Origin of the sequence: Aeromonas sp. A35_P (assembly GCF_002259925.1) — a bacterium.
Taxonomy (GTDB): Bacteria; Pseudomonadota; Gammaproteobacteria; order Enterobacterales; family Aeromonadaceae; genus Aeromonas; species Aeromonas dhakensis.
Genome location: NZ_NEVB01000236.1, coordinates 1 through 21,640, shown reverse-complemented (window position 1 = coordinate 21,640; position 21,640 = coordinate 1). Strand labels below are relative to the sequence as shown.

Annotated in this window: 24 protein-coding genes and 1 pseudogene; 22 read left to right on the top strand and 3 right to left on the bottom strand. The window is 59.8% G+C overall.

The features are described from left to right. A partial coding sequence (locus tag CAK78_RS19125) for a transposase (RefSeq protein WP_141214144.1) occupies nt 1-241 on the bottom strand: 241 nt, incomplete at its 3' end. A gap of 168 nt (nt 242-409) precedes the next feature. Here CAK78_RS19125 and cheY point away from each other — a divergent pair. The 20 genes from cheY to CAK78_RS19025 all read left to right on the top strand — a co-directional run bounded on the left by cheY (nt 410) and on the right by CAK78_RS19025 (nt 17,386). Further along, a complete protein-coding gene (gene cheY / locus CAK78_RS19120) occupies nt 410-781 on the top strand; it encodes a chemotaxis response regulator CheY (protein WP_005298814.1) in 372 nt (123 codons plus the stop codon). A 12-nt stretch (nt 782-793) separates the two neighbouring features. Beyond that, nucleotides 794-1,534: a protein phosphatase CheZ gene (locus tag CAK78_RS19115; RefSeq protein ID WP_094698326.1), complete on the top strand. Its 741-nt coding sequence runs from the start codon at nt 794-796 to the stop codon at nt 1,532-1,534. Nucleotides 1,535-1,545: 11 nt separating this feature from the next. After that, nucleotides 1,546-3,744: a chemotaxis protein CheA gene (locus tag CAK78_RS19110; RefSeq protein ID WP_094698325.1), complete on the top strand. Its 2,199-nt coding sequence runs from the start codon at nt 1,546-1,548 to the stop codon at nt 3,742-3,744. A 32-nt stretch (nt 3,745-3,776) separates the two neighbouring features. Next, complete coding sequence (locus tag CAK78_RS19105) at nt 3,777-4,886, top strand: protein-glutamate methylesterase/protein-glutamine glutaminase (protein ID WP_094698324.1); 1,110 nt, start codon at nt 3,777-3,779, stop codon at nt 4,884-4,886. Between the two features lie 2 nt (nt 4,887-4,888). After that, nucleotides 4,889-5,626, top strand: coding sequence for a flagellar motor protein (locus tag CAK78_RS19100; protein WP_176452859.1), 738 nt, complete (start codon nt 4,889-4,891; stop codon nt 5,624-5,626). 2 nt (nt 5,627-5,628) lie between these two features. Beyond that, on the top strand, nt 5,629-6,552 hold the full coding sequence (locus tag CAK78_RS19095; protein ID WP_094698323.1) for a flagellar motor protein MotB: 924 nt from the start codon (nt 5,629-5,631) through the stop codon (nt 6,550-6,552). Between the two features lie 4 nt (nt 6,553-6,556). After that, nucleotides 6,557-7,351, top strand: coding sequence for a ParA family protein (locus CAK78_RS19090; RefSeq protein WP_005298826.1), 795 nt, complete (start codon nt 6,557-6,559; stop codon nt 7,349-7,351). After that, the gene (locus tag CAK78_RS19085; RefSeq protein ID WP_094698322.1) at nt 7,348-8,217 is read left to right on the top strand and encodes a chemotaxis protein CheW; all 870 of its coding nucleotides are present in this window, start codon (nt 7,348-7,350) and stop codon (nt 8,215-8,217) included. Before CAK78_RS19090 ends, CAK78_RS19085 begins: the two co-directional genes overlap by 4 nt. Nucleotides 8,218-8,286: 69 nt before the next feature. Then, nucleotides 8,287-8,775, top strand: coding sequence for a chemotaxis protein CheW (locus CAK78_RS19080; protein ID WP_005298836.1), 489 nt, complete (start codon nt 8,287-8,289; stop codon nt 8,773-8,775). 18 nt (nt 8,776-8,793) lie between these two features. Continuing rightward, nucleotides 8,794-9,180, top strand: a complete 387-nt coding sequence (locus tag CAK78_RS19075) for a DUF2802 domain-containing protein (RefSeq protein ID WP_010634610.1) — start codon at nt 8,794-8,796, stop codon at nt 9,178-9,180. 163 nt (nt 9,181-9,343) lie between these two features. Then, complete coding sequence (gene ccmA, locus CAK78_RS19070; RefSeq protein ID WP_094698321.1) at nt 9,344-9,979, top strand: cytochrome c biogenesis heme-transporting ATPase CcmA; 636 nt, start codon at nt 9,344-9,346, stop codon at nt 9,977-9,979. Nucleotides 9,980-9,984: 5 nt separating this feature from the next. Continuing rightward, nucleotides 9,985-10,653 carry a heme exporter protein CcmB gene (gene ccmB / locus CAK78_RS19065; RefSeq protein WP_094698320.1) on the top strand — a complete coding sequence of 223 codons (669 nt, stop codon included), beginning with the start codon at nt 9,985-9,987 and terminating at the stop codon, nt 10,651-10,653. 163 nt (nt 10,654-10,816) lie between these two features. Continuing rightward, the gene (locus tag CAK78_RS19060) at nt 10,817-11,557 is read left to right on the top strand and encodes a heme ABC transporter permease (protein ID WP_005298843.1); all 741 of its coding nucleotides are present in this window, start codon (nt 10,817-10,819) and stop codon (nt 11,555-11,557) included. Between the two features lie 2 nt (nt 11,558-11,559). Further along, on the top strand, nt 11,560-11,766 hold the full coding sequence (gene ccmD, locus CAK78_RS19055) for a heme exporter protein CcmD (protein ID WP_005298845.1): 207 nt from the start codon (nt 11,560-11,562) through the stop codon (nt 11,764-11,766). Further along, entirely contained in the window at nt 11,763-12,254 is a 492-nt protein-coding gene (gene ccmE / locus CAK78_RS19050; protein WP_005298847.1) for a cytochrome c maturation protein CcmE, read from the top strand. Before ccmD ends, ccmE begins: the two co-directional genes overlap by 4 nt. Next, nucleotides 12,251-14,206: a heme lyase CcmF/NrfE family subunit gene (locus CAK78_RS19045; protein ID WP_094698319.1), complete on the top strand. Its 1,956-nt coding sequence runs from the start codon at nt 12,251-12,253 to the stop codon at nt 14,204-14,206. Before ccmE ends, CAK78_RS19045 begins: the two co-directional genes overlap by 4 nt. Next, nucleotides 14,203-14,733, top strand: coding sequence for a DsbE family thiol:disulfide interchange protein (locus CAK78_RS19040; RefSeq protein ID WP_005298853.1), 531 nt, complete (start codon nt 14,203-14,205; stop codon nt 14,731-14,733). Before CAK78_RS19045 ends, CAK78_RS19040 begins: the two co-directional genes overlap by 4 nt. Before the next feature lie 11 nt (nt 14,734-14,744). After that, complete coding sequence (locus CAK78_RS19035) at nt 14,745-15,221, top strand: cytochrome c-type biogenesis protein (RefSeq protein ID WP_094698318.1); 477 nt, start codon at nt 14,745-14,747, stop codon at nt 15,219-15,221. Further along, complete coding sequence (gene ccmI / locus CAK78_RS19030; protein ID WP_094698317.1) at nt 15,218-16,492, top strand: c-type cytochrome biogenesis protein CcmI; 1,275 nt, start codon at nt 15,218-15,220, stop codon at nt 16,490-16,492. The genes CAK78_RS19035 and ccmI overlap by 4 nt, the downstream gene beginning before the upstream one ends. A gap of 81 nt (nt 16,493-16,573) precedes the next feature. Then, the gene (locus CAK78_RS19025) at nt 16,574-17,386 is read left to right on the top strand and encodes an MlaA family lipoprotein (RefSeq protein WP_094698316.1); all 813 of its coding nucleotides are present in this window, start codon (nt 16,574-16,576) and stop codon (nt 17,384-17,386) included. A gap of 124 nt (nt 17,387-17,510) precedes the next feature. Here the strand turns inward: CAK78_RS19025 and sodB are convergent, their stop codons facing one another. Beyond that, entirely contained in the window at nt 17,511-18,095 is a 585-nt protein-coding gene (gene sodB, locus CAK78_RS19020) for a superoxide dismutase [Fe] (protein WP_005298860.1), read from the bottom strand. A gap of 286 nt (nt 18,096-18,381) precedes the next feature. Here sodB and CAK78_RS19015 point away from each other — a divergent pair, with 286 nt between their 5' ends. Beyond that, nucleotides 18,382-18,726 carry a Grx4 family monothiol glutaredoxin gene (locus CAK78_RS19015; RefSeq protein ID WP_005298863.1) on the top strand — a complete coding sequence of 115 codons (345 nt, stop codon included), beginning with the start codon at nt 18,382-18,384 and terminating at the stop codon, nt 18,724-18,726. A gap of 66 nt (nt 18,727-18,792) precedes the next feature. On the opposite strand, the gene CAK78_RS19010 is transcribed toward CAK78_RS19015, so the two are convergent. Then, nucleotides 18,793-20,004 (bottom strand): RsmB/NOP family class I SAM-dependent RNA methyltransferase, encoded by a 1,212-nt coding sequence (locus CAK78_RS19010; RefSeq protein WP_176452858.1) that lies wholly within the window; start codon nt 20,002-20,004, stop codon nt 18,793-18,795. Nucleotides 20,005-20,213: 209 nt separating this feature from the next. Here CAK78_RS19010 and CAK78_RS19005 point away from each other — a divergent pair. After that, nucleotides 20,214-21,614, top strand: a pseudogene (locus CAK78_RS19005) (reprolysin-like metallopeptidase); the annotation flags it as partial. Between the last annotated feature and the right edge of the window lie 26 nt (nt 21,615-21,640).

Sequence of the window (21,640 nt, the reverse complement as noted above, 5' to 3'; positions counted from 1 at the left end):
TGGTGTTTGCGAAAATAGTGTTCCCAGTCAATGACATCTGGTGATGGCAGTGATTGCATTGCAGCACGCGTGGCCGACTTTTCAGGTGACAACAGGTCTTGTTGGCACATTCAGGGCAGACAAAGCCGTGAGGAAAACGCCAAGTGAACAACGCGTTTTCGCACTGAGCTTCAGTGCCATAGTCCTTGAGAAGCTCAAACAGGCTGTAGCCTTTCTGGAATTGGACTTTGCTTTTGGCCATGATCTCGCTCCTCGATAACTGTGCATAAGATCAGTATAGTTCGGGGTGACTGCTAATCATGGGTAATCAGGAAACTCTAAGGCATAATCCGCAAAACAAAACCTGCGATCTGCATCATGTAAGTGAGCCGCTCTGGCGGCTATTTAGGAGGGAATTTTGGACAAGAACATGAAAATCCTCATTGTTGACGATTTTTCAACGATGCGCCGGATTATCAAGAACTTGCTGCGTGACCTGGGATTCAACAACACCCACGAAGCAGACGATGGCAACACGGCCTTGCCAATGTTGAAAAATGGCGATTTTCAATTTGTCGTGACCGACTGGAACATGCCTGGCATGCAAGGCATCGACTTGCTCAAGGCTATTCGCGTCGATGACAAGCTCAAACACCTGCCGGTACTGATGGTGACTGCCGAAGCCAAGCGCGAGCAGATCATTGAAGCCGCCCAGGCTGGCGTCAATGGTTATATCGTCAAGCCTTTCACTGCTGCAACGCTCAAAGAGAAACTCGACAAAATCTTTGAACGAATCGGCTAAGGAGCAGCAGGGATGAAGGCCAAAACGAGTGCAATGATTTCGCTCGATCAGGCAAGGATGCTTGTTGCCCATCTTGAGCAAGGTGAATTCGAACAGGCCGACACTCTCATCGCCGATGCGTGTGCACCCAATGCGGCCGCCCTGTTTGAAAAAGTGGGTCAATTGACCCGACAACTTCATGATTCCCTACAAGATTTTCGGCTTGATCCCAGGATCCCCGATCTGGCCACCCATGAAATTCCCGATGCGCGGGAGCGCCTCAGCTATGTCATCGACATGACGGACAAGGCTGCCAATCGCACCATGGATGCGGTGGAAGCCAGTCTGCCCATTGCCGATCGGTTAAATGACAACATTCAACTCGTTCTGCCCAACTGGAATGCCCTGATGAGCAGAGACATGAGTGTTGGGCAATTCAAGTCTTTGTGTCACCAACTGGATGATTTTATTAAGGCTTCTGAATCTGATGCCGATAAATTACGGCAACTGCTGACAGAAATCCTGATGGCGCAAGATTTTCAGGATTTGACCGGCCAAATGATCCGCAAGGTCATCAAGTTGGTCCAGGAAGTTGAAACTAAATTAATAGAAATGCTGACTATGTTTGGTGAGGCATCTGCCGAGCATTCTTCTCGCAGCCTTCCTGTAAGCGGGATTGAAGCCGAAGGCCCCATAATGAACCCTGAGACTCGTTCCGATGTGGTCAATGGTCAGGATGATGTGGACGATCTGCTGTCTAGCCTGGGATTTTAATGGAGTGACGCATGGCCTTCGAAGTTGATGAAGACATACAGCAAGACTTTTTGGTCGAAGCATCCGAAATATTGGAACAGTTGTCTGAACAACTGGTCGACTTGGAAAAGCGACCCGATGACAAGAATCTGTTGAATGCCATATTTCGCGGCTTCCATACCGTCAAGGGCGGCGCCGGTTTTCTCTCGCTGACCGAACTGGTGGACGTCTGCCATGGTGCCGAGAACGTGTTCGACATCTTGCGCAATGGCAAGCGGACCGTGACCGCCGAGTTGATGGATGTGATCCTGCAGGCCCTGGATGCCATCAATGTGATGTTCGCCCAGGTGCAGAATCGCGAACCGCCTAGCCCTGCGTCCGCCGAAATCCTTCATGATCTGCACGAGCTCTGCAAACCCGAAGGGGAAGAGCAGTTGTTGACTGCTTCTGCAGGCAGCAGTGCTCCGGTGGAGACAGATGCTCCCGTGGCTGAAGAGGTAGCTGCAATTGCCGAGCCCGAGCCTGCGGCCGTGCCTGAACCCGCGCAGGAGGCCTCCGTGGTCAGCGGCGGCGGTTCCATCGACGAGATCTCGGCCGATGAGTTTGAGCGTCTGCTTGACGAGTTGCATGGCGTCGGGGGGGCACCTACTGCTGCAGCCAGCCCTGCTGCGCCGAGTTCCGGCGACATCACGGATGACGAGTTTGAAGCCTTGCTTGACCAGCTCCATGGTCAGGGTCAGCACGGTGGCGCTCCTGAAGTCAATCCGCTGAAGTCGGTACAAAAAGAGGTGGACGAGCTGATCGATGACGATGAGTTCGAACGCCTGCTGGATGAACTGCACGGTCGCGGTCAGAGTCCGCAGAGCAGCATGTCTGCTCCTGCGGCGGCACCAACCCCGACTTCAGCCGCGCCAGTTACCCCTGCTCCTGCTCCGACGGCTAAACCTGCCCCCGCACCAGCCGCGGCCAAGCCAGCCGCCGCGCCGGCAGCGGCAAAACCGGCTCCTGCAGCGGCGCCATCCAAGCAGGCTGCGCCAGCGCCCGCCGACAGTGCGGTGCAAAGCGACACTACGGTACGGGTGGATACCAAGACGCTGGACGTCATCATGAACATGGTGGGTGAGCTGGTGCTGGTACGAAACCGTCTGGTGAGCCTTGGCATCGCCAGCAACGATGAAGACATGTCAAAAGCCGTTGCCAACCTGGATGTGGTGACGGCGGATCTGCAAGGTGCGGTGATGAAGACCCGCATGCAGCCTATCAAGAAAGTATTTGGTCGCTTCCCACGGGGGGTGCGGGATCTGGCCCGTACCCTCAAGAAAGAGATCGAGCTGGTAATGGTCGGTGAAGAGACCGATCTCGACAAGAACTTGGTGGAGGCCCTTGCCGACCCGTTGGTTCACCTGGTGCGCAACTCTTGCGATCACGGCGTCGAGATGCCGGATGTCCGCGAGAAGGCGGGCAAGCCACGGCAAGGTACCATTACCCTGAGCGCGTCCCAGCAGGGCGATCATATCCTGCTCTGTATTGAGGACGATGGCGCGGGGATGGATCCCGAGAAGCTCAAGTCCATCGCCATCAGCCGCGGTGTGCTGGATGCCGATACTGCGGCCCGCATGAGCGACAACGATGCCTACAACCTGATCTTTGCGCCCGGCTTCTCGACCAAGTCAGAGATCTCCGATATCTCCGGCCGTGGCGTCGGGATGGACGTGGTGAAGACCAGCATCGTCAGCCTGAATGGTTCGGTGCATATCGATTCGACCTGGGGCAAAGGCACCCGTCTCGAGATCAAGGTGCCGCTGACCCTGGCAATTCTGCCGACCCTGATGGTGGAAGTGGGCGAGCAGACGTTCGCGCTGCCGCTGGGTTGCGTGAACGAGATTTTCCATCTGGATCTGAAAAAGGCCAACATGGTGGATGGACAGCTCACCATCATAGTGCGCGAGAAGGCCATCCCGTTGTTCTATCTGCACAACTGGCTGGTCAGAGGCAAAAACCGAAAATCGCGTCAGGACACGGGCCACGTGGTGATTGTCCAGATTGGTACCCAGCAGATCGGTTTTGTCGTGGACAATCTGATCGGTCAGGAAGAGGTGGTGATCAAGCCGCTGGACAGCCTGCTGCAGGGGACTCCCGGCATGGCCGGGGCAACCATCACCAGCGATGGCGGTATTGCGCTCATTCTGGATGTGCCGAGTCTGCTCAAGGCGTACGCCCGTAGACATTGATACCCCAGGCTCAAGGAGTTAGAAGAATAACAATGGCAATCAAGGTATTAGTTGTCGACGATTCAAGCTTCTTCCGTCGTCGGGTCAGCGAGATCATCACTCAGGATCCCATGCTGACGGTGATCGACACGGCCCAAAATGGTCGGGAAGCGGTAGAAAAGGCGCAGCAGTTGCGTCCTGACGTGATCACCATGGACATCGAGATGCCGGTCATGGATGGTATCAGTGCCGTGCGCGAGATCATGGCCAAGTGCCCCACGCCGATCCTGATGTTCTCTTCTTTGACCCACGAAGGGGCCAAAGCCACGCTGGATGCGCTCGATGCAGGGGCACTTGACTTCCTTCCCAAGAAATTCGAAGACATTGCCCGTGACAAGGATGAAGCCGTCCGTCTGCTGCAGCAGCGGGTCAAGGAGATTTCACGCAAGCGCTTCCTGATGTCTGCGCCGGCACGCCCGAAGGCGCCCGAGCCCGTTGTCAGGACGCCTCTGAATGCGCCACGTCCGGCAGAACGTCAGGCAGAGCCGCAGCGTGTTGCTCCGGTGGCCGCATTCAAGCGCAGCGGCAAAAGTTATCAGCTGGTGGCCATTGGTACTTCTACCGGCGGCCCGGTCGCCCTGCAGAATGTGCTGACCAAGCTGCCCGGCGATTTCCCGCATCCTATCCTGCTTATCCAGCACATGCCGGCGACCTTCACCGCGGCCTTTGCCGCCCGTCTGAATGGCCTGTGCCAGATAGGCGTCAAGGAGGCGGAAGATGGGGATGTGCTCAAGCCCGGTCACGCCTATCTGGCCCCCGGTGGCAAACAGATGCTGCTGGAAGGCCGTGGTGCCGGAGCCCGCATCCGCATCGTCGAGGGTAATGACAAGGTCAATTACAAGCCGTGTGTCGACATTACCTTCGCCTCTGCCGCCAAGACCTATGCCGACAAGGTGCTTGCCATCGTGTTGACCGGGATGGGGGCGGACGGTCGGGATGGTGCGCGCCTGCTCAAGGAGCAAGGCTCCACCATCTGGGCGCAGGATGAAGCGTCCTGCGTGGTTTATGGCATGCCGCAGGCGGTTGCCAAAGCCGGTATTGCCACTGAATCGCTGCCGCTGGATCGGGTCGCACAACGTATCCTGGTTGAGCTGGGCCGCTAACGATGGGCATGTTTGGCCTGATCCTGGCACTGGGAGCCATTGCCATTGCCCAATTGTGGCATGGCGGCAATCTGCTGACCCTGCTCGATGGACCCGCGTTTGTCATCGTGGTGGGGGGAACCTGGGGGGCGGTCATTTTGCAGACGCCGCGCAAGTTCCTGCTGGAGGCGCTCAGACAGACCTGCTGGATGGTGCTGCCACCGGGCTGGGATCTGGTCGCTCAGGCCGAGAGATTGCAATCCTGGGCTATCTTTGCACGCCAGCAAGGGTTGTTGGCGCTGGAGAATCAGGCCGAACAGGAGAGTGACGAATTTACCCGTCACGGCCTCACCATGATAGTGGACGGGGTTTCGGTAGACGACATTCGCATGTTGCTGGAAGCGGATATCGATATCGAGCAGGAGCGTAACGAGCACTCTGCCAGGGTCTTCGAGGCCATGGGGGGATACAGCCCGACCATCGGCATCATAGGTGCCGTCATCGGGCTGATCCAGGCAATGTTCCATCTGGAGGAGCCCGCCGCTCTCGGTGCCGGCATTGCCGTTGCCTTCGTTGCCACTATTTATGGTGTCGGCTTTGCCAACCTGCTCTACCTGCCGATCGCCAATCGCCTGCGTGCTTTTCACTATCATTACGCCCTGTTTCAGGAGATGACGCTGGAAGGTCTGATGGCCATCGCCCATGGCGAGAATGGCCCCCAGGTTGAACGGCGGTTGAAGGCTTATCTGAAGGGAGAGTAGCCATGCGCAAGCGCTATCGTTTGCATCTGCAAGGTCGGGAGCACCTCGACCGCTGGCTGGTTTCCTACGCCGACTACATGACGCTGATCTTCGCCTTGTTCGTGGTGCTCTACTCGGTGGCACTGGTCAACAAGGACAAGTATCGCGCCGTCATCGACGGTATGACCCAGGCATTCAATGTGATGCAACCCCGCAGCGATGGTTTGTTGGAGGGGCAGGGGAAGTCGTTGCTGAACAATGAAGTGTCCGCCGCCGCCTCTGTGCTGGAGAGTGCCAAGGCCCGTTCACCCTCGCAGGCTCCTATTTCTGGTGTTCCCATTCTGCAAGATGGTATGACTCTTGCGAAGATAGATTCGCAACTGCGGGAGAACATGGGGTCTCTGGTGGATGCCGGGGTAGTCAAGTTGACACAGGATGACAACTGGCTGACGGTGGAGCTGAGTTCCGGCCTGCTGTTTGGCAGTGGCAGCGCGTTTATGAGCTCCAATGCAGATCCGGTGCTCAATACTCTTTCAAGTATCCTGAAACCGGTCGATAACTATGTGAGAGTGCGGGGCTACACGGATAACCAGCAGATAAATAATGAAATTTTTCGCTCCAACTGGACGTTGTCGGCAGCAAGGGCGGAGGCCGTGCTCACCTCGCTCATCGCCAAGGGGATAGCCCCGCAGCGACTTGCCTACGAGGCGTATGGGGAGTTCTCTCCCTTCTCGGACAACAGTACCGAGCAGGGGCGTTTACAGAATCGCAAGGTGGTGGTCGCTATCTCCAAGTTCGCCTGGGTACCACCTCCGACCCCGATTCCTCCCGTTAAGCCAGTGACGGAGGAGCCGGTCCCGGCAGTTCAGCAGGCAGTCGAGGCAGGAGAGGTCAAGGTGATCTCGCTGCCAGGTGGTGGCATACGCATAACAACGAGGCAGGATTGATACAGTGATTGTTTGGACGGTTGCCAACCAAAAAGGTGGGGTCGGTAAAACCACCACGGTGGTCTCGTTGGCCGGTATTCTGGCTCAGCGTGGTCAGCGGGTGCTGTTGATCGACACTGACCCTCATGCCTCCCTGACCTCTTATCTCGACTTTGACTCGGATCGGCTGGATGGCACCCTCTATGAGCTGTTCCAGGCGGTCAAGCCCACGGCGGAGCTCGTCAATAAACTGACGCTGCGTACCAAGTTTGAGAACATTCACCTGCTGCCCGCTTCCATTACCCTGGCCACGCTGGATCGGGTGATGGGCAATCGGGAAGGGATGGGGCTGGTGCTGAAGCGGGCACTGCTGCGCATCCAGGATCAATACGACTATGTGCTGATCGACTGCCCGCCCGTACTGGGGGTCATGATGGTGAATGCGCTGGCGGCCTGTGACCGTATCCTGGTGCCGGTGCAGACCGAGTTCCTGGCGCTCAAGGGGCTGGAGCGGATGATGAAGACGTTTGAAATCATGCAGCGCTCCAAGCGGGAGAAGTTCCGCTATACCGTCATTCCCACCATGTTTGACAAGCGAACCCGCGCCTCGCTGATGACCCTGCAGTCCATCAAGGAGCAGCACGGCAGTGCGGTCTGGAATGCCGTCATACCCATAGATACCAAGTTTCGGGATGCCAGTTTGCTTCACATTCCCCCCTCCATCTATTCGCCGAGCAGCCGCGGCACCTACGCCTATGAGACGCTGCTCAACTATCTTGATGCGCAAGAGCGTCAACGTGCTCATGAGGTGACATCATGAGAGATACCACCCAAGTCCGGGCCATGGATGACTACTTCCACTCCCTGCTGCTGGAGGATGCCCTGCTGCTTGATGCCGACGAGCCTGACTCGGCGCCCGTCATCCAGTTGCAGCGCAAGCCCCAGCCGGTTGCCGAGAAAGTGGCCCAGCCCTATCTGGAGGCGGATCAGCGGCTGGAACAGTTGAGTGAACTGCTGGCCCAGGTGGGTCAGGTACAATATGAAATCGACGCCCTGAGCCATGAAGAGGTAGTCACTGAACCGCTGCAGATCGAGGCCGAAGATGCCTTGCTGCCGGTTGAGCCGGTCTGGCCCGAGGAGATGCCCGAGCCGGTGGCGGCGGATCCCGCGACTCTGGTGGTGACGGAGACCGAGGTGGCCCTGGCGCCACAGGAGGAGGTTGCCCCCTCCAGCTGGGAAAACATCGATACCGGCAAGGAGTTTCAGGCCCTGTTCTTTGAAGTGGCCGGCGTCACCTTTGCCGTGCCGTTGACCGAGCTTGGCGGTATTCATCAGCTGGGGGAGGTGTCATCCCTTTTTGGCCAGCCCGGCTGGTACAAGGGGATCATGACGTCCCGCGAGCAGAAGATGAACGTGGTGGACACGGCGCAGTGGGTCATGCCGGGCCAGCATCTGGAAATCGATGACTACAAGTATCTGATCATGTTGGGTGAATCCCCCTGGGGACTGGCCTGCCATCATCTGAAGGGAACCGAGTTATTGCACCGTGATCAGGTCAAATGGCGCCATCAGGAGGGCAAACGCCCCTGGTTGGCGGGCATGGTCAAGGAGAAGATGTGTGCCCTGCTGCACGTGAAGGAATTGCTCCTGTTGCTGGAGCGCGGGGTCAATATAGAAGGTCGCTGATAACTTCTGCACTCGGGCTGTTTTATTGCTAGTTTTACCAGTAGACGTTTTCATAAAAGGAATAAAAACATGACAGAAAAGCGCAATATTGCACAGAATCTGGCCGAAGACGAAGTGCTGCAATGGGTCACCTTCCAGCTGGAAAATGAAACCTACGGCATCAACGTGATGCAGGTGCAGGAGGTGCTGCGCTACACCGAAATCGCCCCTGTGCCGGGTGCCCCTGAATATGTGCTGGGCATCATCAACCTGCGCGGCAACGTGGTGACCGTCATTGATACCCGTTCCCGCTTCGGTCTGCCTTCCGGCGACGTGAGCGAGAACTCGCGCATCGTCATCATCGAGGCGGAGAAGCAGGTGATCGGCATCATGGTCGACAGCGTGGCCGAAGTGGTCTATCTGCGTTCGTCCGAGATCGATGCCGCCCCGGCCGTGGGTACCGAAGAGAGCGCCAAGTTCATTCAGGGGGTCAGCAACCGCGATGGCCAGCTGCTGATCCTGGTCGATCTGAACAAGCTGCTCTCCGATGAAGAGTGGGAAGATATCGGTTCCCTCTGATAGGAAGATGATGTGTTGATGATTGAAATTGCCGCCTTGGGGGTGTCCTTGCTGGCGTTGGCTCTGGCCCTGTACGGGGTGTTAGGCAGCCGACGTGGTCAGCGAGAGTCCGAGGCCAGGGTGGAGCTGCTGCAGGGTCAGCTCGAGAGTCTGCGCAAGCAGATGATGGAGCTGCATACCGGAGCCATCGGCATGGGCCAGCGTCTGCAATCCGTCGAAGGGGCCATGCAGCAGGTCAATGACCGCCAGCAGGAGCTGACCCTGCAGGATCCGGAACGCCGCCTGTACAGCCGGGCCGCCAAAATGGTGGAGCTCGGTGCCGACCTCGACGAGGTCATGAACGAGTGTGAATTGCCAAAGGCCGAGGCTGAATTGTTGATTTCATTGCGAAAAGGCCGCTCATAAATGTTCGGGAAGGCAGCAGCCTTCCTGATTTTCCCACCCCGCATTGTGGCTCCCCAAGGCGGGATCTCCCCCACAAATCCTGCTGATAATTGGCATCTTTGAAAAGACGCTTCCCGATACTGTGTTAATATGCAGGCCGCTTCTTTTCACTGATTACATCCTCATGCTGCTTCAAATTAACAACCTGAGCTGCGTGCGTGAAGATCGCACTCTGTTTGAACATCTCTCCTTTGCGGTGGCTCCCGGTGATCTGGTGCAAATTGAAGGTCCCAACGGCGTGGGCAAGACCAGCCTGCTGCGCTTGCTGACTGGCCTGTCTCAGCCTTTTGCCGGTGAAGTGTGCTGGAATGGTGAGAATATTCGCCATTGCCGCGACGAATATCACGCCAATCTGCTCTATCTCGGTCATCAGCCAGGCGTCAAGGCTGCCCTGACACCGCTCGAAAACCTCGCCTTCTACCAGAAACTGCACCATGCGGCCGATACCAGCGTGGACCTGTGGCGGGTACTGGCCCAGGTCGGTCTGGCCGGGTTTGAAGACAACCCCACCGGTCAGCTCTCCGCCGGTCAGCAACGCCGTGTCGCGCTGGCCCGTCTGTGGCTGAGTGACCAGCCGGCACTCTGGATCCTGGACGAGCCGTTCACCGCCATCGACAAGCAAGGTGTGAAGGTGCTGGAGCGGCTGTTCCTGACCCATGCCGAGCGGGGGGGCATGGTGATCCTCACCACCCATCAGGACATGACCCTGATGCAGGGACGGCTGAAGACCCTCTCTCTCACGCCCTTGCTGCAGGAGTAGTGCTGATGTTGCGCGCCGTAATGTACCTGATCCACCGTGAGCTGCTGATGGCCCTGCGCCAGCGCTCCGACATCCTCAACCCGCTCTGGTTCTTTCTCATCGTCATCACCCTGTTTCCGCTGGGGATCGGCCCCGAGCCCAAGCTGCTGGCCCGCATTGCCCCCGGCATCATCTGGGTGGCGGCCCTGCTGGCGGCCATGCTCTCCCTGGAGCGGCTGTTTCGCGACGACTTCGGCGATGGCGCGCTGGAGCAGATGATGTTGATGCCCCATCCGCTTGGCTTGCTGGCGCTGGCCAAAGTGATCGCTCACTGGTTGCTGACCGGCCTGCCGCTGTTGCTCATCTCTCCGCTGCTCGCCATCCTGCTGTCGCTGGACATGCATACCTATCTGGCGGTGGTGGCGACCCTGGCGCTGGGCACACCTGTGCTGAGCCTGCTCGGAGCGATCGGCGTTGCCCTCACCGTGGGTCTGCGCAAAGGGGGAGTGCTGCTCAGCCTGCTGATCCTGCCGCTCTATATTCCGGTACTGATTTTTGCCACCTCCGCCATCGATGCGGCGGGGATGGGGCTGCCCTATTCGGGGCAGCTGGCGATTCTGGGGGCCATGCTGGCCGGTGCGCTCACCCTGACCCCGTTGGCGGTCTCGGCGGCGCTGCGGGTCAGCGTGAATTGATGAAAGCGTCTGCAAAAGTGGCCATGGAAGGGCCGTTATAAAAAATATAATTGAGATAGATCAAGAGGATGGCTGCTTATTGCTTTCGGGGGATGTGATGTTTTCCGGCAGTTAGTATGGTAGGCCTCGCCACGATATTAATAACAGAAAGGTTTTGTGAGCTATGTGGAAATGGTTGCACCCTTACGCTAAACCCGAGCGCGCTTACCAGCTGGCAGGGACCTTGCTGCCCTGGTTTGCCGTGACCAGCCTGCTGGCATTCATCATCGGCACCCTCTGGGGGCTGGCGTTCGCCCCAGCCGATTACCAGCAGGGTGACTCCTTCCGGATCATCTACATCCATGTTCCCGCCGCCATTCTCTCCATGGGGGCCTACTCCACCATGGCGGTCGCGGCCTTCATCGGTCTGGTGTGGCAGCTGAGGATGGCCGACATGACGGTGGCCGCCATCGCGCCGGTCGGCGCCGTGTTTACCTTCATCGCGCTGTTTACCGGCGCCGCCTGGGGTAAACCCATGTGGGGCACCTGGTGGGTGTGGGATGCTCGGCTCACCTCCGAGCTCATCCTGCTGTTCCTCTACCTCGGTGTCATCGCCCTCTACAACGCCTTCAGCGACAAGGTGCTGGCCGGGCGCGCCGCCGGCATCCTGGCGCTGGTGGGGGTGATCAACCTGCCCATCATTCACTACTCGGTGGAGTGGTGGAACACCCTGCATCAGGGCGCCACCATCACCAAGTTTGACAAGCCCTCCATCTCCCCCGAGATGCTGTGGCCGCTGCTCATCATGATCCTGGCCTTTGCCGCCTTCCTCGGGGCCCTCTCCCTGATGCGTTTTCGAAACGAGCTCTTGATGCGGGAGTGGCACCGCCCCTGGGTCAAAGAGATAGCCGAGCAGGAGAAGTAAGCATGCACTTTGCCTCATTCAGTGACTTTCTGGCGATGGGCGGTTACGCCTTCTACGTCTGGCTCTCCTTCGGTCTGACCCTGCTCTGCCTGGTCGGCATCGTCATTTCCACCCGTATGAAAACCCGCAGCCTGCTCGGCGAATTGCGCAGCAAGCAGGCGCGCGAGGCTCGTCGCAAGGCGGCCCAGCAGATGGAGAACACCCTATGAACCCGAGACGCAAAAAACGCCTCACCATCATCCTGGCGATCAGTGCCGGCCTTGCCGCCGTGATCGGCCTAGTGCTCTATGCCCTCAGCCAGAACATCGATCTCTTCTATACCCCGAGCGAGCTGGTGGAGGGCAAGGGGCCGGACAAGATCAAGCCGGAAGAAGGGCAGCGCCTGCGCATCGGAGGTCTGGTGGTGCCGGGCTCGGTGCAGCGGGATCCCCAGAGTCTCAAGGTGGCCTTCAAGCTGGTGGACAATGGTGGGCATCTGGTGACCGTCGAGTTTGACGGCATCCTGCCGGATCTGTTCCGCGAGGGGCAGGGCATCGTCGCCCAGGGCACCCTCAAGGATGCCACCACGGTCGCCGCCTTCGAGGTGCTGGCCAAGCACGATGAGAACTACATGCCGCCGGAAGTGGCCGATGCCACCAACGGCATGCACTTCAAGCCGGAATATACCGACGCGCAGTTGAAGGGGAGCAAGCAATGATCCCGGAATTAGGACAGTTCTCGCTGATCCTGGCATTTGCCACCGCGCTGCTGCTGGGCAGCTATCCGCTGCTCGGGGCCAAATGGGGGCGCCTTGGCATGATGTCGGCGGCCCGCCCGCTGGCCTATGCCCAGTTTCTGCTGTTGCTGCTGTCGTTCCTCTGCCTGACCTGGGCCTTCATCGACAACGACTTCACCGTGCAGTACGTGGCCACCAACTCCAACAGCTTGCTGCCGCTGCAATATCGCATCTCCGCGGTGTGGGGGGCCCATGAGGGCTCCCTGTTGCTGTGGGTGTTGACGCTGGGGGGCTGGACGGCGGCGGTCGCCATGTTCAGCCGCCGCCTGCCGCTCGACGCGGTGGCGCGGGTGCTCGGCGTGCTCGGCCTCATCTCGGTCGGTTTCACCGCCTTCGTGCTGTTTACCTCCGACCCCTTCACCCGCACCTTGCCCTACTTCCCGGTGGATGGGCGCGATCTCAACCCGCTGCTGCAGGACCCGGGTCTCATCTTCCACCCACCCATGCTCTACATGGGCTATGTGGGCTTCTCGGTGGCCTTTGCCTTCGCCATCGCGTCCTTGATGACCGGCCGGCTCGATGCCACCTGGGCGCGCTGGTCCCGTCCCTGGACCATGGCTGCCTGGGTCTTCCTCACCCTGGGTATCGTGCTCGGCTCCTGGTGGGCCTATTACGAGCTCGGCTGGGGTGGCTGGTGGTTCTGGGATCCGGTGGAAAACGCCTCCTTCATGCCCTGGCTGGCCGGCACCGCCCTGCTGCACTCGCTGGCGGTCAGTGAAAAGCGCGCCACCTTCAAGGCCTGGACCGTGCTGCTGGCGCTCTCCGCCTTCTCCCTGAGCCTGCTGGGTACCTTCCTGGTACGCTCCGGCGTGCTGGTCTCGGTGCATGCATTTGCCTCCGACCCGACCCGCGGCCTGTTCATTCTGGGCTTCCTGCTGGCGGTAATCGGTTCATCCTTGCTGCTGTTTGCCTTCAAGGGCTCCCAGGTGAGAAGCCATGGCAAGCACGAGTTGTGGAGCCGCGAGACCCTGCTGCTTGGCAACAACATCATGCTGGTGGCGGGTCTGTTGACCGTGCTGCTCGGCACCCTGCTGCCGCTGGTGCACAAGGAGCTGGGGCTTGGCAGCATCTCCATCGGCACGCCTTTCTTCAACCACATCTACAGCTGGCTGATCATTCCGTTCGCCCTGTTGCTGGGGGTAGGCCCGCTGTTTCGCTGGCGCCGCCAGGAGCTGGGTGAGCTCAAGGGCAAGGTGATGCTGGCGCTCCTGCTGAGCCTGGCCGCCGCCATCCTGCTGCCGTTGCTGCTGGCCGAGGAGTTCAAGCCCTGGGCTGCGCTCGGTATCGGGCTGGGCGCCTGGATCATCGTCACCAGCGTGCAGGAAACCTGGGCGCGCGCCACCCACAAGCACAGCTTTGCCGTCGGTGTGCGGCGCCTTGGCAACAGCCACTGGGCCATGATCCTGGGCCACGTGGGCCTCGCGGTGAGCATCATCGGCATCGCCTGCACCCAGAACTACAGCATCGAGAAGGATTTGCGCATGCAGGCCGGCGATCGGGTCCATTTTGCCGATTATGAGTTCGTCTTCACCGGTATCAAGGAGAAGAACGGCCCCAACTACGACGGTTTCAAGGGCGTGCTGGAAGTGCACAAGGATGGCAAGCAGGTGGCCCTGCTCAAGCCGGAGAAGCGCATGTACAAGGTGACCCGGATGCCGATGACCGAGGCGGCCATCGATGCCGGCTTTACCCGTGACCTCTATGCGGCCCTTGGCGAGCAGCTCGACAACGGCGCCTGGGCGGTGCGGATCTACTACAAACCCTTCGTGCGCTGGATCTGGTTCGGTGGCGTCTTCATGGCCATCGGCGGCGTGCTGGCGATGCTGGACAAGCGCTACCGTTTCGGTCGTCGTGAAGAGGAGGCCAAGGCATGAGCAAGAAGACCTGGTTGTTTCTGATCCCCTTCATCGTCTTTCTGCTGGGGGCCGTGTTTCTGTTCAAGGGGCTCTACTCCGATCCTACCAAGCTCGAATCCGTGATGGTGGGCAAGGAAGTGCCCGTGTTCACCCTGCAGGATATCTATGACCTCAATAAGCAGCATGACAGGAGCATCCTCAAGGGACGCCCCATGCTGCTCAACGTCTGGGCCACCTGGTGCCCGACCTGCTACGGGGAGCACACCTACCTCAAGCAACTGGCGGGGCAGGGGATCTACATCGTCGGCATGAACTACAAGGATGAGCGGGCCAAGGCCATCAACTGGCTGGCGGAGCTCGGCAATCCCTATCAGATCAATCTGTATGATCCCGACGGCATGCTGGGGCTGGATCTGGGGGTTTACGGCGCGCCGGAGACCTTCTTCATCGACAGTCAGGGGATCATCCGCTATCGCCACGTGGGTGACGTCAACCCCGAGGTGTGGGCATCGACCCTCAAACCCATCTATGACGCCATGAAGTGAGGGAGAACCCGATGAGAATCTTGATTGCATCCCTGCTGCTGCTGGCGGGACTGGGCGGGGCGGGTCAGGCGCTGGCCGCCATCGATGTCTACACCTTCGACAACGATGCCCAGGAGCAGACCTTTCGTGAACTGACCAAGGAGCTGCGCTGCCCCAAGTGCCAGAACCAGGACATCGCCGACTCCAATGCGGGCCTGGCCAAGGACTTGCGTGACAAGACCTACCAGATGGTGCGCGAGGGCAAGGAGAAGCAGGAGGTGGTGGACTACATGGTGGCCCGCTACGGCAACTTCATCCTGTACAACCCGCCGCTGATGGCCTCCACCCTGATCCTCTGGCTGGGGCCTCTGCTGGTGATCGTGGTGGGCATAGTCCTGGTGGTGCGCAGTCGCCGTCGTCCCGCGGCAGCTACGCCGGCGGATAGCGCCCTGAGCGCGGAGGAGCAGCGTCGTCTGGCTGCCCTGCTCAAAGAGGAAGAGAAACAATGACCGCATTTTGGATAGTGATCGCGGCCCTGCTGGTGCTGGTGAGCCTGGCACTGGTGTTGCCCCTGTGGCGGGGAGAGGGCCGCCAGAGCATCAGCCGCTCGGCCCTCAACAAACAGCTCTATCGTCAGCGTCTGCTGGAGATCGGCGAAGAGCGCGAACAGGGGGTGCTGGCGGAAGAGCAGGACACCCTGATCGAGCTGCAGCGCAGCCTGCTGGACGACATCCCCGACGTGGAGCAGACTGCTCGCGGCGGCAAGAGTCTGATCTGGATCCCGGGTGTGCTGGTGCTGCTGGTGGTGAGCCTGGGGCTCTACTACAAGCTCGGCGCCTGGCAGGAGGTCAGCCGCTGGCAGGACGCCAGCAGCCGGTTGGGCGAGCTCAGCAACCGCATCCTGGTGGAGCGCAATGCCGAGGTCACCGAGCAGGATCTGCTGGACTTCACCCTGGCCCTGCGTACCCGCCTGAAAGAGGAACCGAACGATTACCGCGGCTGGCTGCTGCTGGGCCGACTGTCGCTGGATGGCAATGATCCCGATATGGCTCGCGAGGCGCTGGAGCGGGCCTACGGGCTGGCACCGCAGAAGGGGATGGTGGCGGTGCCCTATGCCCAGGCGCTGATGATGACAGGGGATGACGCGCAGGCCGATCAGCTGCTGCGGGGAGCCATCGCCCAGGATCCGGCCAATATCGAGGCACGCTCCGTCTACGCCTTCATGGCCCTGCAAAAAGAGGACTTCAAGACCGCTCTGCAACGCTGGCGCGAGATGCTGCCGCTGATGGAGAAGGGCTCGACCCGCTACACCATGGTGGAGCGCTCCATCGAGTATGCAGAGCAGCAGTTGAAGAAGCGCGGCATGGCCAGTGCGGCCGTGCCGGCAGAGGCGAGCGGGCAGAGCACCGCCTCCGCCCAGGTGCTGGAGGTGAAGGCCGGTGAGTTCCCGCTCAAGGTGACGCTGGCCGATGGCATTGCGCTGCCGGAAGATGCCCACCTGTTCGTGTTTGCGGTGATCCCCAACGGACCGCCCATGCCCATCGCGGTCAAGCGCATCCCAGGCCCGCACTTCCCGGTGACGCTGTCGTTGGGGGACGGCGATGCCATGATGGAGGGCAACAAGCTGGCCGCTTATCCCGAGCTGCAGTTCAAGGCGCGCCTCTCCCGTGGCGGCAACGTCATGAACAAGGAAGGGGCGTTCGAAGGGGCCTCGGTCCCGGTCGCCACCGGCTCAATTCCCTCAGCGCCGATTGACATCCGCATCGATCATGCCCTCTAATACGCCTTTGGCCCGGCCCCTCGATGGGGCCGGGCTGCCTATAATTCAGATTAATCACAATAAAAAAGCTAGGACTTCCATATGCATGTGCGTGTAGGGGCATTGACGGTTGCCTTGTTGCTGGGTGGCTGTGCTGGCGGCCCACCCCAACCGGGCCCCGAGAGCCTTGACCTCAAGGAGACGCCGAGCCGGCCCGAAGCGACCAGCACGGCCAGTGACAGCCGCGACCCGTTTCAGGGGGCCAACCGGGCCATGTGGGCCGTCAACTACGATGTGCTGGAGCCCTACGTGGCCCGCCCCGTGGTGCACGGCTACGCCCGTTACGTTCCACAGGGAATGAAGGATGGCATCGAGAATCTGGTGGAGAACTTCAACGAACCGAGCAGCATGGTCAACCATCTGCTGACCGGCGACTTGAAGGGGGCGGGGACCAACCTGGGTCGTTTCACCCTCAACACCACTGTGGGTCTGCTGGGGATCTTCGACGTGGCCAAGCATGCGGGCCTCGAGCGCAACAAGCTGGAGCTCTCTACCGTGCTCGGGCGCATGGACATAGGGGAGGGGGCCTACGTCATGGTTCCCGTCTATGGCCCCACCACTACCCGCGAGATAGTGGGGGATACCATAGACGTGCTCTACTTCCCCTACTCGTTGCTCACTTTCCCGCTGAAAGCGGTGCACTGGGCGCTGAATGGTCTGGGCACCCGTTCCAAGCTGATCGATCAGGAGCGGATCATCGACAACGCGCTCGATCCTTACGCCCTGACCAAGGACTTCTATCTGCAGTACAACCAAGGCAAGGTGAACGGCCGTCAAAGCGAGCTCAAGGCGCCGGCGCAGGAGAACAGCGACGACAGCAACCTGGATGACTATCTGGACGAGATCGATCAGTGATGCCTGTGCATCCCGGTTCGAATGACAAAGGCGCCTGCGGGCGCCTTTTTGCTGCGCTGGCTGCCCTCGCGCCCATAAAAAACGCCCCGCAAGAGCGGGGCGTTTTGGCAAGAGCGTGGTGCTATCAGGCAGCCAGGTTCTTGGCCACGAATTCCCAGTTGACCAGAGCCCAGAAGGTTTCCATGTACTTCGGACGCAGGTTGCGGAAATCGATGTAGTAGGCGTGCTCCCACAGGTCGACGGTCAGCAGCGGGGTGGTACCGGCTTCGGTCAGCGGGCAACCGGCGTTGGAGGTGTTGACGATGGCCAGGGAGCCGTCAGCCTTTTTTACCAACCAGGTCCAGCTGGAGCCGAAGTTGCCGATGGCAGACTTGGTGAACGCATCCTTGAACTCGGCGAAGGAACCGAACGCCTTGGTGATGGCATCGGCCAGGGCGCCAGTGGGCTCGCCACCGCCGTTCGGGGAGAGGCAGTGCCAGTAGAAGGTGTGGTTCCAGATCTGGGCGGCGTTGTTGAAGATGCCACCAGTGGAGGTCTTGATGATCTCTTCCAGAGACTTGCCTTCAAACTCGGTACCCGGCACCAGATTGTTCAGGTTGACCACGTAGGTGTTGTGGTGCTTGCCGTGGTGGTATTCCAGAGTTTCCTGGGAGATGTGCGGTTCCAGAGCATTGATTGCATAGGGCAGAGCGGGAAGTTCGAATGCCATTTTCTACTCTCCATTGGCTGGCCGTGCGAAGGCGACGGTTGCAAGACATTGCGTACTCTTTTCTATTTTGAAAAGAATTGTTCTTGAAGTGATGGGGCCAGTTGGCCCAAAGCCCATCGATTGTACCAGCATCAAAGATGGCCTAACAACTCTTGATTCTCGCCATGATCCGGATCAAGCTGCGGCGTATTGATTCGTCACTTCTTGCTGTCGCTGCGGTTTGCCAGTTTGTGGTCTGCCCGGATTGCAGTAGAATGGCCGCCGAAATCGCTCTAGTGAGGCACCTATGGAAACTATTGAAAAGATCAAACAGCAGCTGGCTGAAAACCCCATCATTCTGTACATGAAGGGCTCCCCCAAGCTACCCAGCTGCGGTTTCTCTGCCCAGGCCTCCCAGGCCCTGATGTCCTGTGGCGAGCCGTTTGCTTACGTCGACATCCTGCAAAACCCGGACATCCGTGCCGAGTTGCCGAAGTTTGCCAACTGGCCCACCTTCCCGCAGCTGTGGGTCGAGGGCGAGCTGGTCGGCGGCTGTGACATCATGATCGAGATGTTCCAGGCTGGCGAACTGCAGACCCTGATCAAGGAAACTGCCGCCAAACACAAGCAGGATGACGTAGCCGCCGAATAAGGTCGCCATCGCATCATGCAAAAAGGGGAGCCATTGGCTCCCCTTTTCTTATGCTGCACGCAGGTATCAGGCGATGCGCTCGATGCGCGCCAGGTAGAAGCCGTCGAAACCGGTGGCCGCCGGGCTCACTGTGTGATCACCGAGCAGGCGGAAGTTGTCGTTGGCGGCGAGGAATTTGTCCACCTGCTGGCGGTTCTCCTCGGGCAGGATGGAGCAAGTGGCGTAGACCAGCATGCCGCCCACCTTCACCATCTGGCTGTAGCGCTGCAGGATCTCTTCCTGCAGGGCGACCAGCACCGGCAGCCGCTCGGCGGTATCGCGCCACTTGGCATCCGGATTGCGCTTGAGTACGCCCAGGCCGGAGCAGGGCACGTCCAGCAGCAGGCGATCCGCGCTCTCTTTAAGGCGCTTGACGGTCTTGCTGCTGGTGATGACCCGGGTCTCCACGTTGTGGGCACCGGCGCGGCGGGCGCGCTGCTTGAGGTTCTCCAGCTTCCACTCTTCCACGTCCATCGCCAGCAGACGGCCCTTGCCCTTCATCATGGCGGCCAGATGCAGGGTCTTGCCGCCGGCACCGGCGCAGGCGTCGATGACGCGCATGCCGGGAGTCACGTCGAGCGCCGCCGCGATGTGCTGGGAGCCGGCATCCTGCTGCTCGAACCAGCCGTCGGCAAAGGCGTTGGTGCGAAACAGGGCGGCATCCGAGGTCACTTCCAGGGCGCTGTCGACCCCTTCCACCGGCACCGTGGTGACCTGCTCTTTGGCCAGGGCCGCCTGCAGCTCGTCACGGGTGCACTTGAGGGTGTTGACCCGCAGGTAGCGCTTGGGCATGGCGGTCAGGGCGGCACGCTCGGCCGGCCAGGCATCGCCCAGCTGCTCACTGCCCAGCTTTTCCAGCCAGGTTGGGCAGCCATCCATCAGCACCGGGTTTTTCTTGGCCTCGGTCAGGCGGCGACGAAACGCCTCTTCATTGAAGCGATCCAGGGTCGGGTGGTTGGGTTGAGCTATCTTGTGGAAAGCGTGCCAGCTGTGCAGCAGCGGCCAGACGTGCTTCTCGGCCTGGCGGACCTGAATACCGGTCAGGGCGCAGTAGAGGCTGAGGCGGCGCAGCAGATCGCCGGTGACCAGGGCAATCCTTGCCTGTTCTTGCGGTTTGAGTTCGATGCCGGAGAAGTGACGGGCATAGGCGCGATCCAGGGTGAGACCCTGGCCCAGCACATCGTCAACAATGGCAACGACCAGGTCCCCGAGACGGGGCAACAGTGGGGATTTGAGCATGAGATTAACCTTGGTCAGAAAAAGACGAACCGTCGTCATGGTGACGCGGCTCAAAAACTGATAAATCCGCGCAATGATAGGGGCTAGACAGGGTTGGTGCAACACTCCCCATTCGGGGAAGATAGGGTGGATGCTGCTGGACTAATCGGACCAGCAGGCGAATGATGCCAGTTGAAGTTCAGGTGAATGCATTTAAAAGGACTAAAAAGATGCAGTTGATGAAATTTTCTCCCTTGGCGCTGGTGGTTGCCAGCTTGATGAGTTCGGGCGGCCTTGCGGCCAAGGAGTGGGATACAGTCGCGGCGCGTGCCACCCCCGCCGACGGTTATGAAGTGCGGGCCAACCAGTTTCGGGTGGCCAAGGTGCCCATCGACTATTTTGCCGGACTGCAAGCCGGGGCGCGTTCGCTGACCCTGCCGCTGCCCGACGGGGGAGAGGTGACCTTCACCCTGCAGGCCTATGATCTGCTGCCGGCCGATCAGGCGGCCAAATTCCCCGACATTCTCACTTTCAAGGGGCACAACCCGGCTGCGCCGGTGGAGACCGGGCGCTTCGATCTGGGGCCGCTGGGTTTTCACGCCATGTTCACCCATCAGGGCAAGACGGTGTTCGTCGATCCCCTCAGCGATGCCGAGGGATATGCCGTCTATTACCAGCAGGACGCCTACAGCCGGCTGACGGAAGAGGCCGACAGGGTGATTGGTCATGGCGCCGACCAGGCGCTGGCGCACAAGGTGCAGGTGGATGGCAACGCACGCAAGCGCTATGTCATCGCCATCTCGGCGGCGGGGGAGTACACCCGGTTCCACGGTGGCACCAAAGGGCAGGCCACCGCAGCCATTGCTACCCTGCTCAACCGGATCAACGAGGTGTACCAGCGTGACGTGGGGGCCGAGTTCCAGCTGGCCAGCGGCAATGACGAGATCATCTTTACCGACCCGGCCAATGATCCCTTTACCAATACAGATGCGGATGCGGATTTAAACATCGATGTGCAAGTGCAGGCATTTAACGCCGGGAAGCTCGGCGCTTTTGATATAGGTCACGTCCTCAATACTGGTGGCGGAGGTCTGGCCGGATTGGGAGTATTGTGCCGGGATGTTCTGCCGCCTGATTATCCCTATGGCGCCAGATCGTCAGGGATGACGGGCTCGGTCACTCCGGTGGGAGATGCCTTCTTCATCGACTATGTTGCCCACGAGATCGGCCACCAGTTCGGTGCCGACCACACCTTCAACGGCACCACTGGCAGTTGTGGCAGCGGCAACCGGACGCCGGAGCAGGCCTGGGAGCCGGGCAGTGGCACCTCCATCATGGCCTATGCCGGCATCTGCGGGGAGGAGAACATCCAGCCTCACAGCGATCCCTATTTCCACAGCAAGTCCATCGAGCAGATGCGGGCGCACATGGCGACCGTATCGACCTGCGGCACCCCTATCGATCTTGTCAACAACACACCCCAGGCGGCGGCCGGGGCCAGCCGGATCATTCCGGCCAACACGCCGTTCGTGCTCAAAGGTGCCGGCGCCGATCTGGACGGGGATCCCCTGACCTACACCTGGGAGCAGATCGATCTGGGTACGGAGTCGAGCAGCCTAGGCTGTGTTCTTAAAGTGATGAATATATAATCTCAAAT

Bases quoted from the DNA above. Each gene is read 5' to 3' on its own strand.
- CAK78_RS19105 (WP_094698324.1), top strand. From the start codon at position 3,777: ATGGCAATCAAGGTATTAGTTGTCGACGATTCAAGCTTCTTCCGTCGT.
- CAK78_RS19015 (WP_005298863.1), top strand. From the start codon at position 18,382: ATGGAAACTATTGAAAAGATCAAACAGCAGCTGGCTGAAAACCCCATC.
- CAK78_RS19100 (WP_176452859.1), top strand. From the start codon at position 4,889: ATGGGCATGTTTGGCCTGATCCTGGCACTGGGAGCCATTGCCATTGCC.
- ccmD (WP_005298845.1), top strand. From the start codon at position 11,560: ATGCACTTTGCCTCATTCAGTGACTTTCTGGCGATGGGCGGTTACGCC.
- CAK78_RS19095 (WP_094698323.1), top strand. From the start codon at position 5,629: ATGCGCAAGCGCTATCGTTTGCATCTGCAAGGTCGGGAGCACCTCGAC.
- CAK78_RS19115 (WP_094698326.1), top strand. From the start codon at position 794: ATGAAGGCCAAAACGAGTGCAATGATTTCGCTCGATCAGGCAAGGATG.
- CAK78_RS19025 (WP_094698316.1), top strand. From the start codon at position 16,574: ATGCATGTGCGTGTAGGGGCATTGACGGTTGCCTTGTTGCTGGGTGGC.
- CAK78_RS19035 (WP_094698318.1), top strand. From the start codon at position 14,745: ATGAGAATCTTGATTGCATCCCTGCTGCTGCTGGCGGGACTGGGCGGG.
- sodB (WP_005298860.1), bottom strand. From the start codon at position 18,095: ATGGCATTCGAACTTCCCGCTCTGCCCTATGCAATCAATGCTCTGGAA.
- ccmB (WP_094698320.1), top strand. From the start codon at position 9,985: ATGTTGCGCGCCGTAATGTACCTGATCCACCGTGAGCTGCTGATGGCC.
- CAK78_RS19075 (WP_010634610.1), top strand. From the start codon at position 8,794: ATGATTGAAATTGCCGCCTTGGGGGTGTCCTTGCTGGCGTTGGCTCTG.
- ccmE (WP_005298847.1), top strand. From the start codon at position 11,763: ATGAACCCGAGACGCAAAAAACGCCTCACCATCATCCTGGCGATCAGT.
- CAK78_RS19080 (WP_005298836.1), top strand. From the start codon at position 8,287: ATGACAGAAAAGCGCAATATTGCACAGAATCTGGCCGAAGACGAAGTG.
- ccmA (WP_094698321.1), top strand. From the start codon at position 9,344: ATGCTGCTTCAAATTAACAACCTGAGCTGCGTGCGTGAAGATCGCACT.
- CAK78_RS19085 (WP_094698322.1), top strand. From the start codon at position 7,348: ATGAGAGATACCACCCAAGTCCGGGCCATGGATGACTACTTCCACTCC.
- CAK78_RS19110 (WP_094698325.1), top strand. From the start codon at position 1,546: ATGGCCTTCGAAGTTGATGAAGACATACAGCAAGACTTTTTGGTCGAA.
- CAK78_RS19045 (WP_094698319.1), top strand. From the start codon at position 12,251: ATGATCCCGGAATTAGGACAGTTCTCGCTGATCCTGGCATTTGCCACC.
- ccmI (WP_094698317.1), top strand. From the start codon at position 15,218: ATGACCGCATTTTGGATAGTGATCGCGGCCCTGCTGGTGCTGGTGAGC.
- CAK78_RS19040 (WP_005298853.1), top strand. From the start codon at position 14,203: ATGAGCAAGAAGACCTGGTTGTTTCTGATCCCCTTCATCGTCTTTCTG.
- CAK78_RS19060 (WP_005298843.1), top strand. From the start codon at position 10,817: ATGTGGAAATGGTTGCACCCTTACGCTAAACCCGAGCGCGCTTACCAG.
- cheY (WP_005298814.1), top strand. From the start codon at position 410: ATGAAAATCCTCATTGTTGACGATTTTTCAACGATGCGCCGGATTATC.
- CAK78_RS19010 (WP_176452858.1), bottom strand. From the start codon at position 20,004: ATGCTCAAATCCCCACTGTTGCCCCGTCTCGGGGACCTGGTCGTTGCC.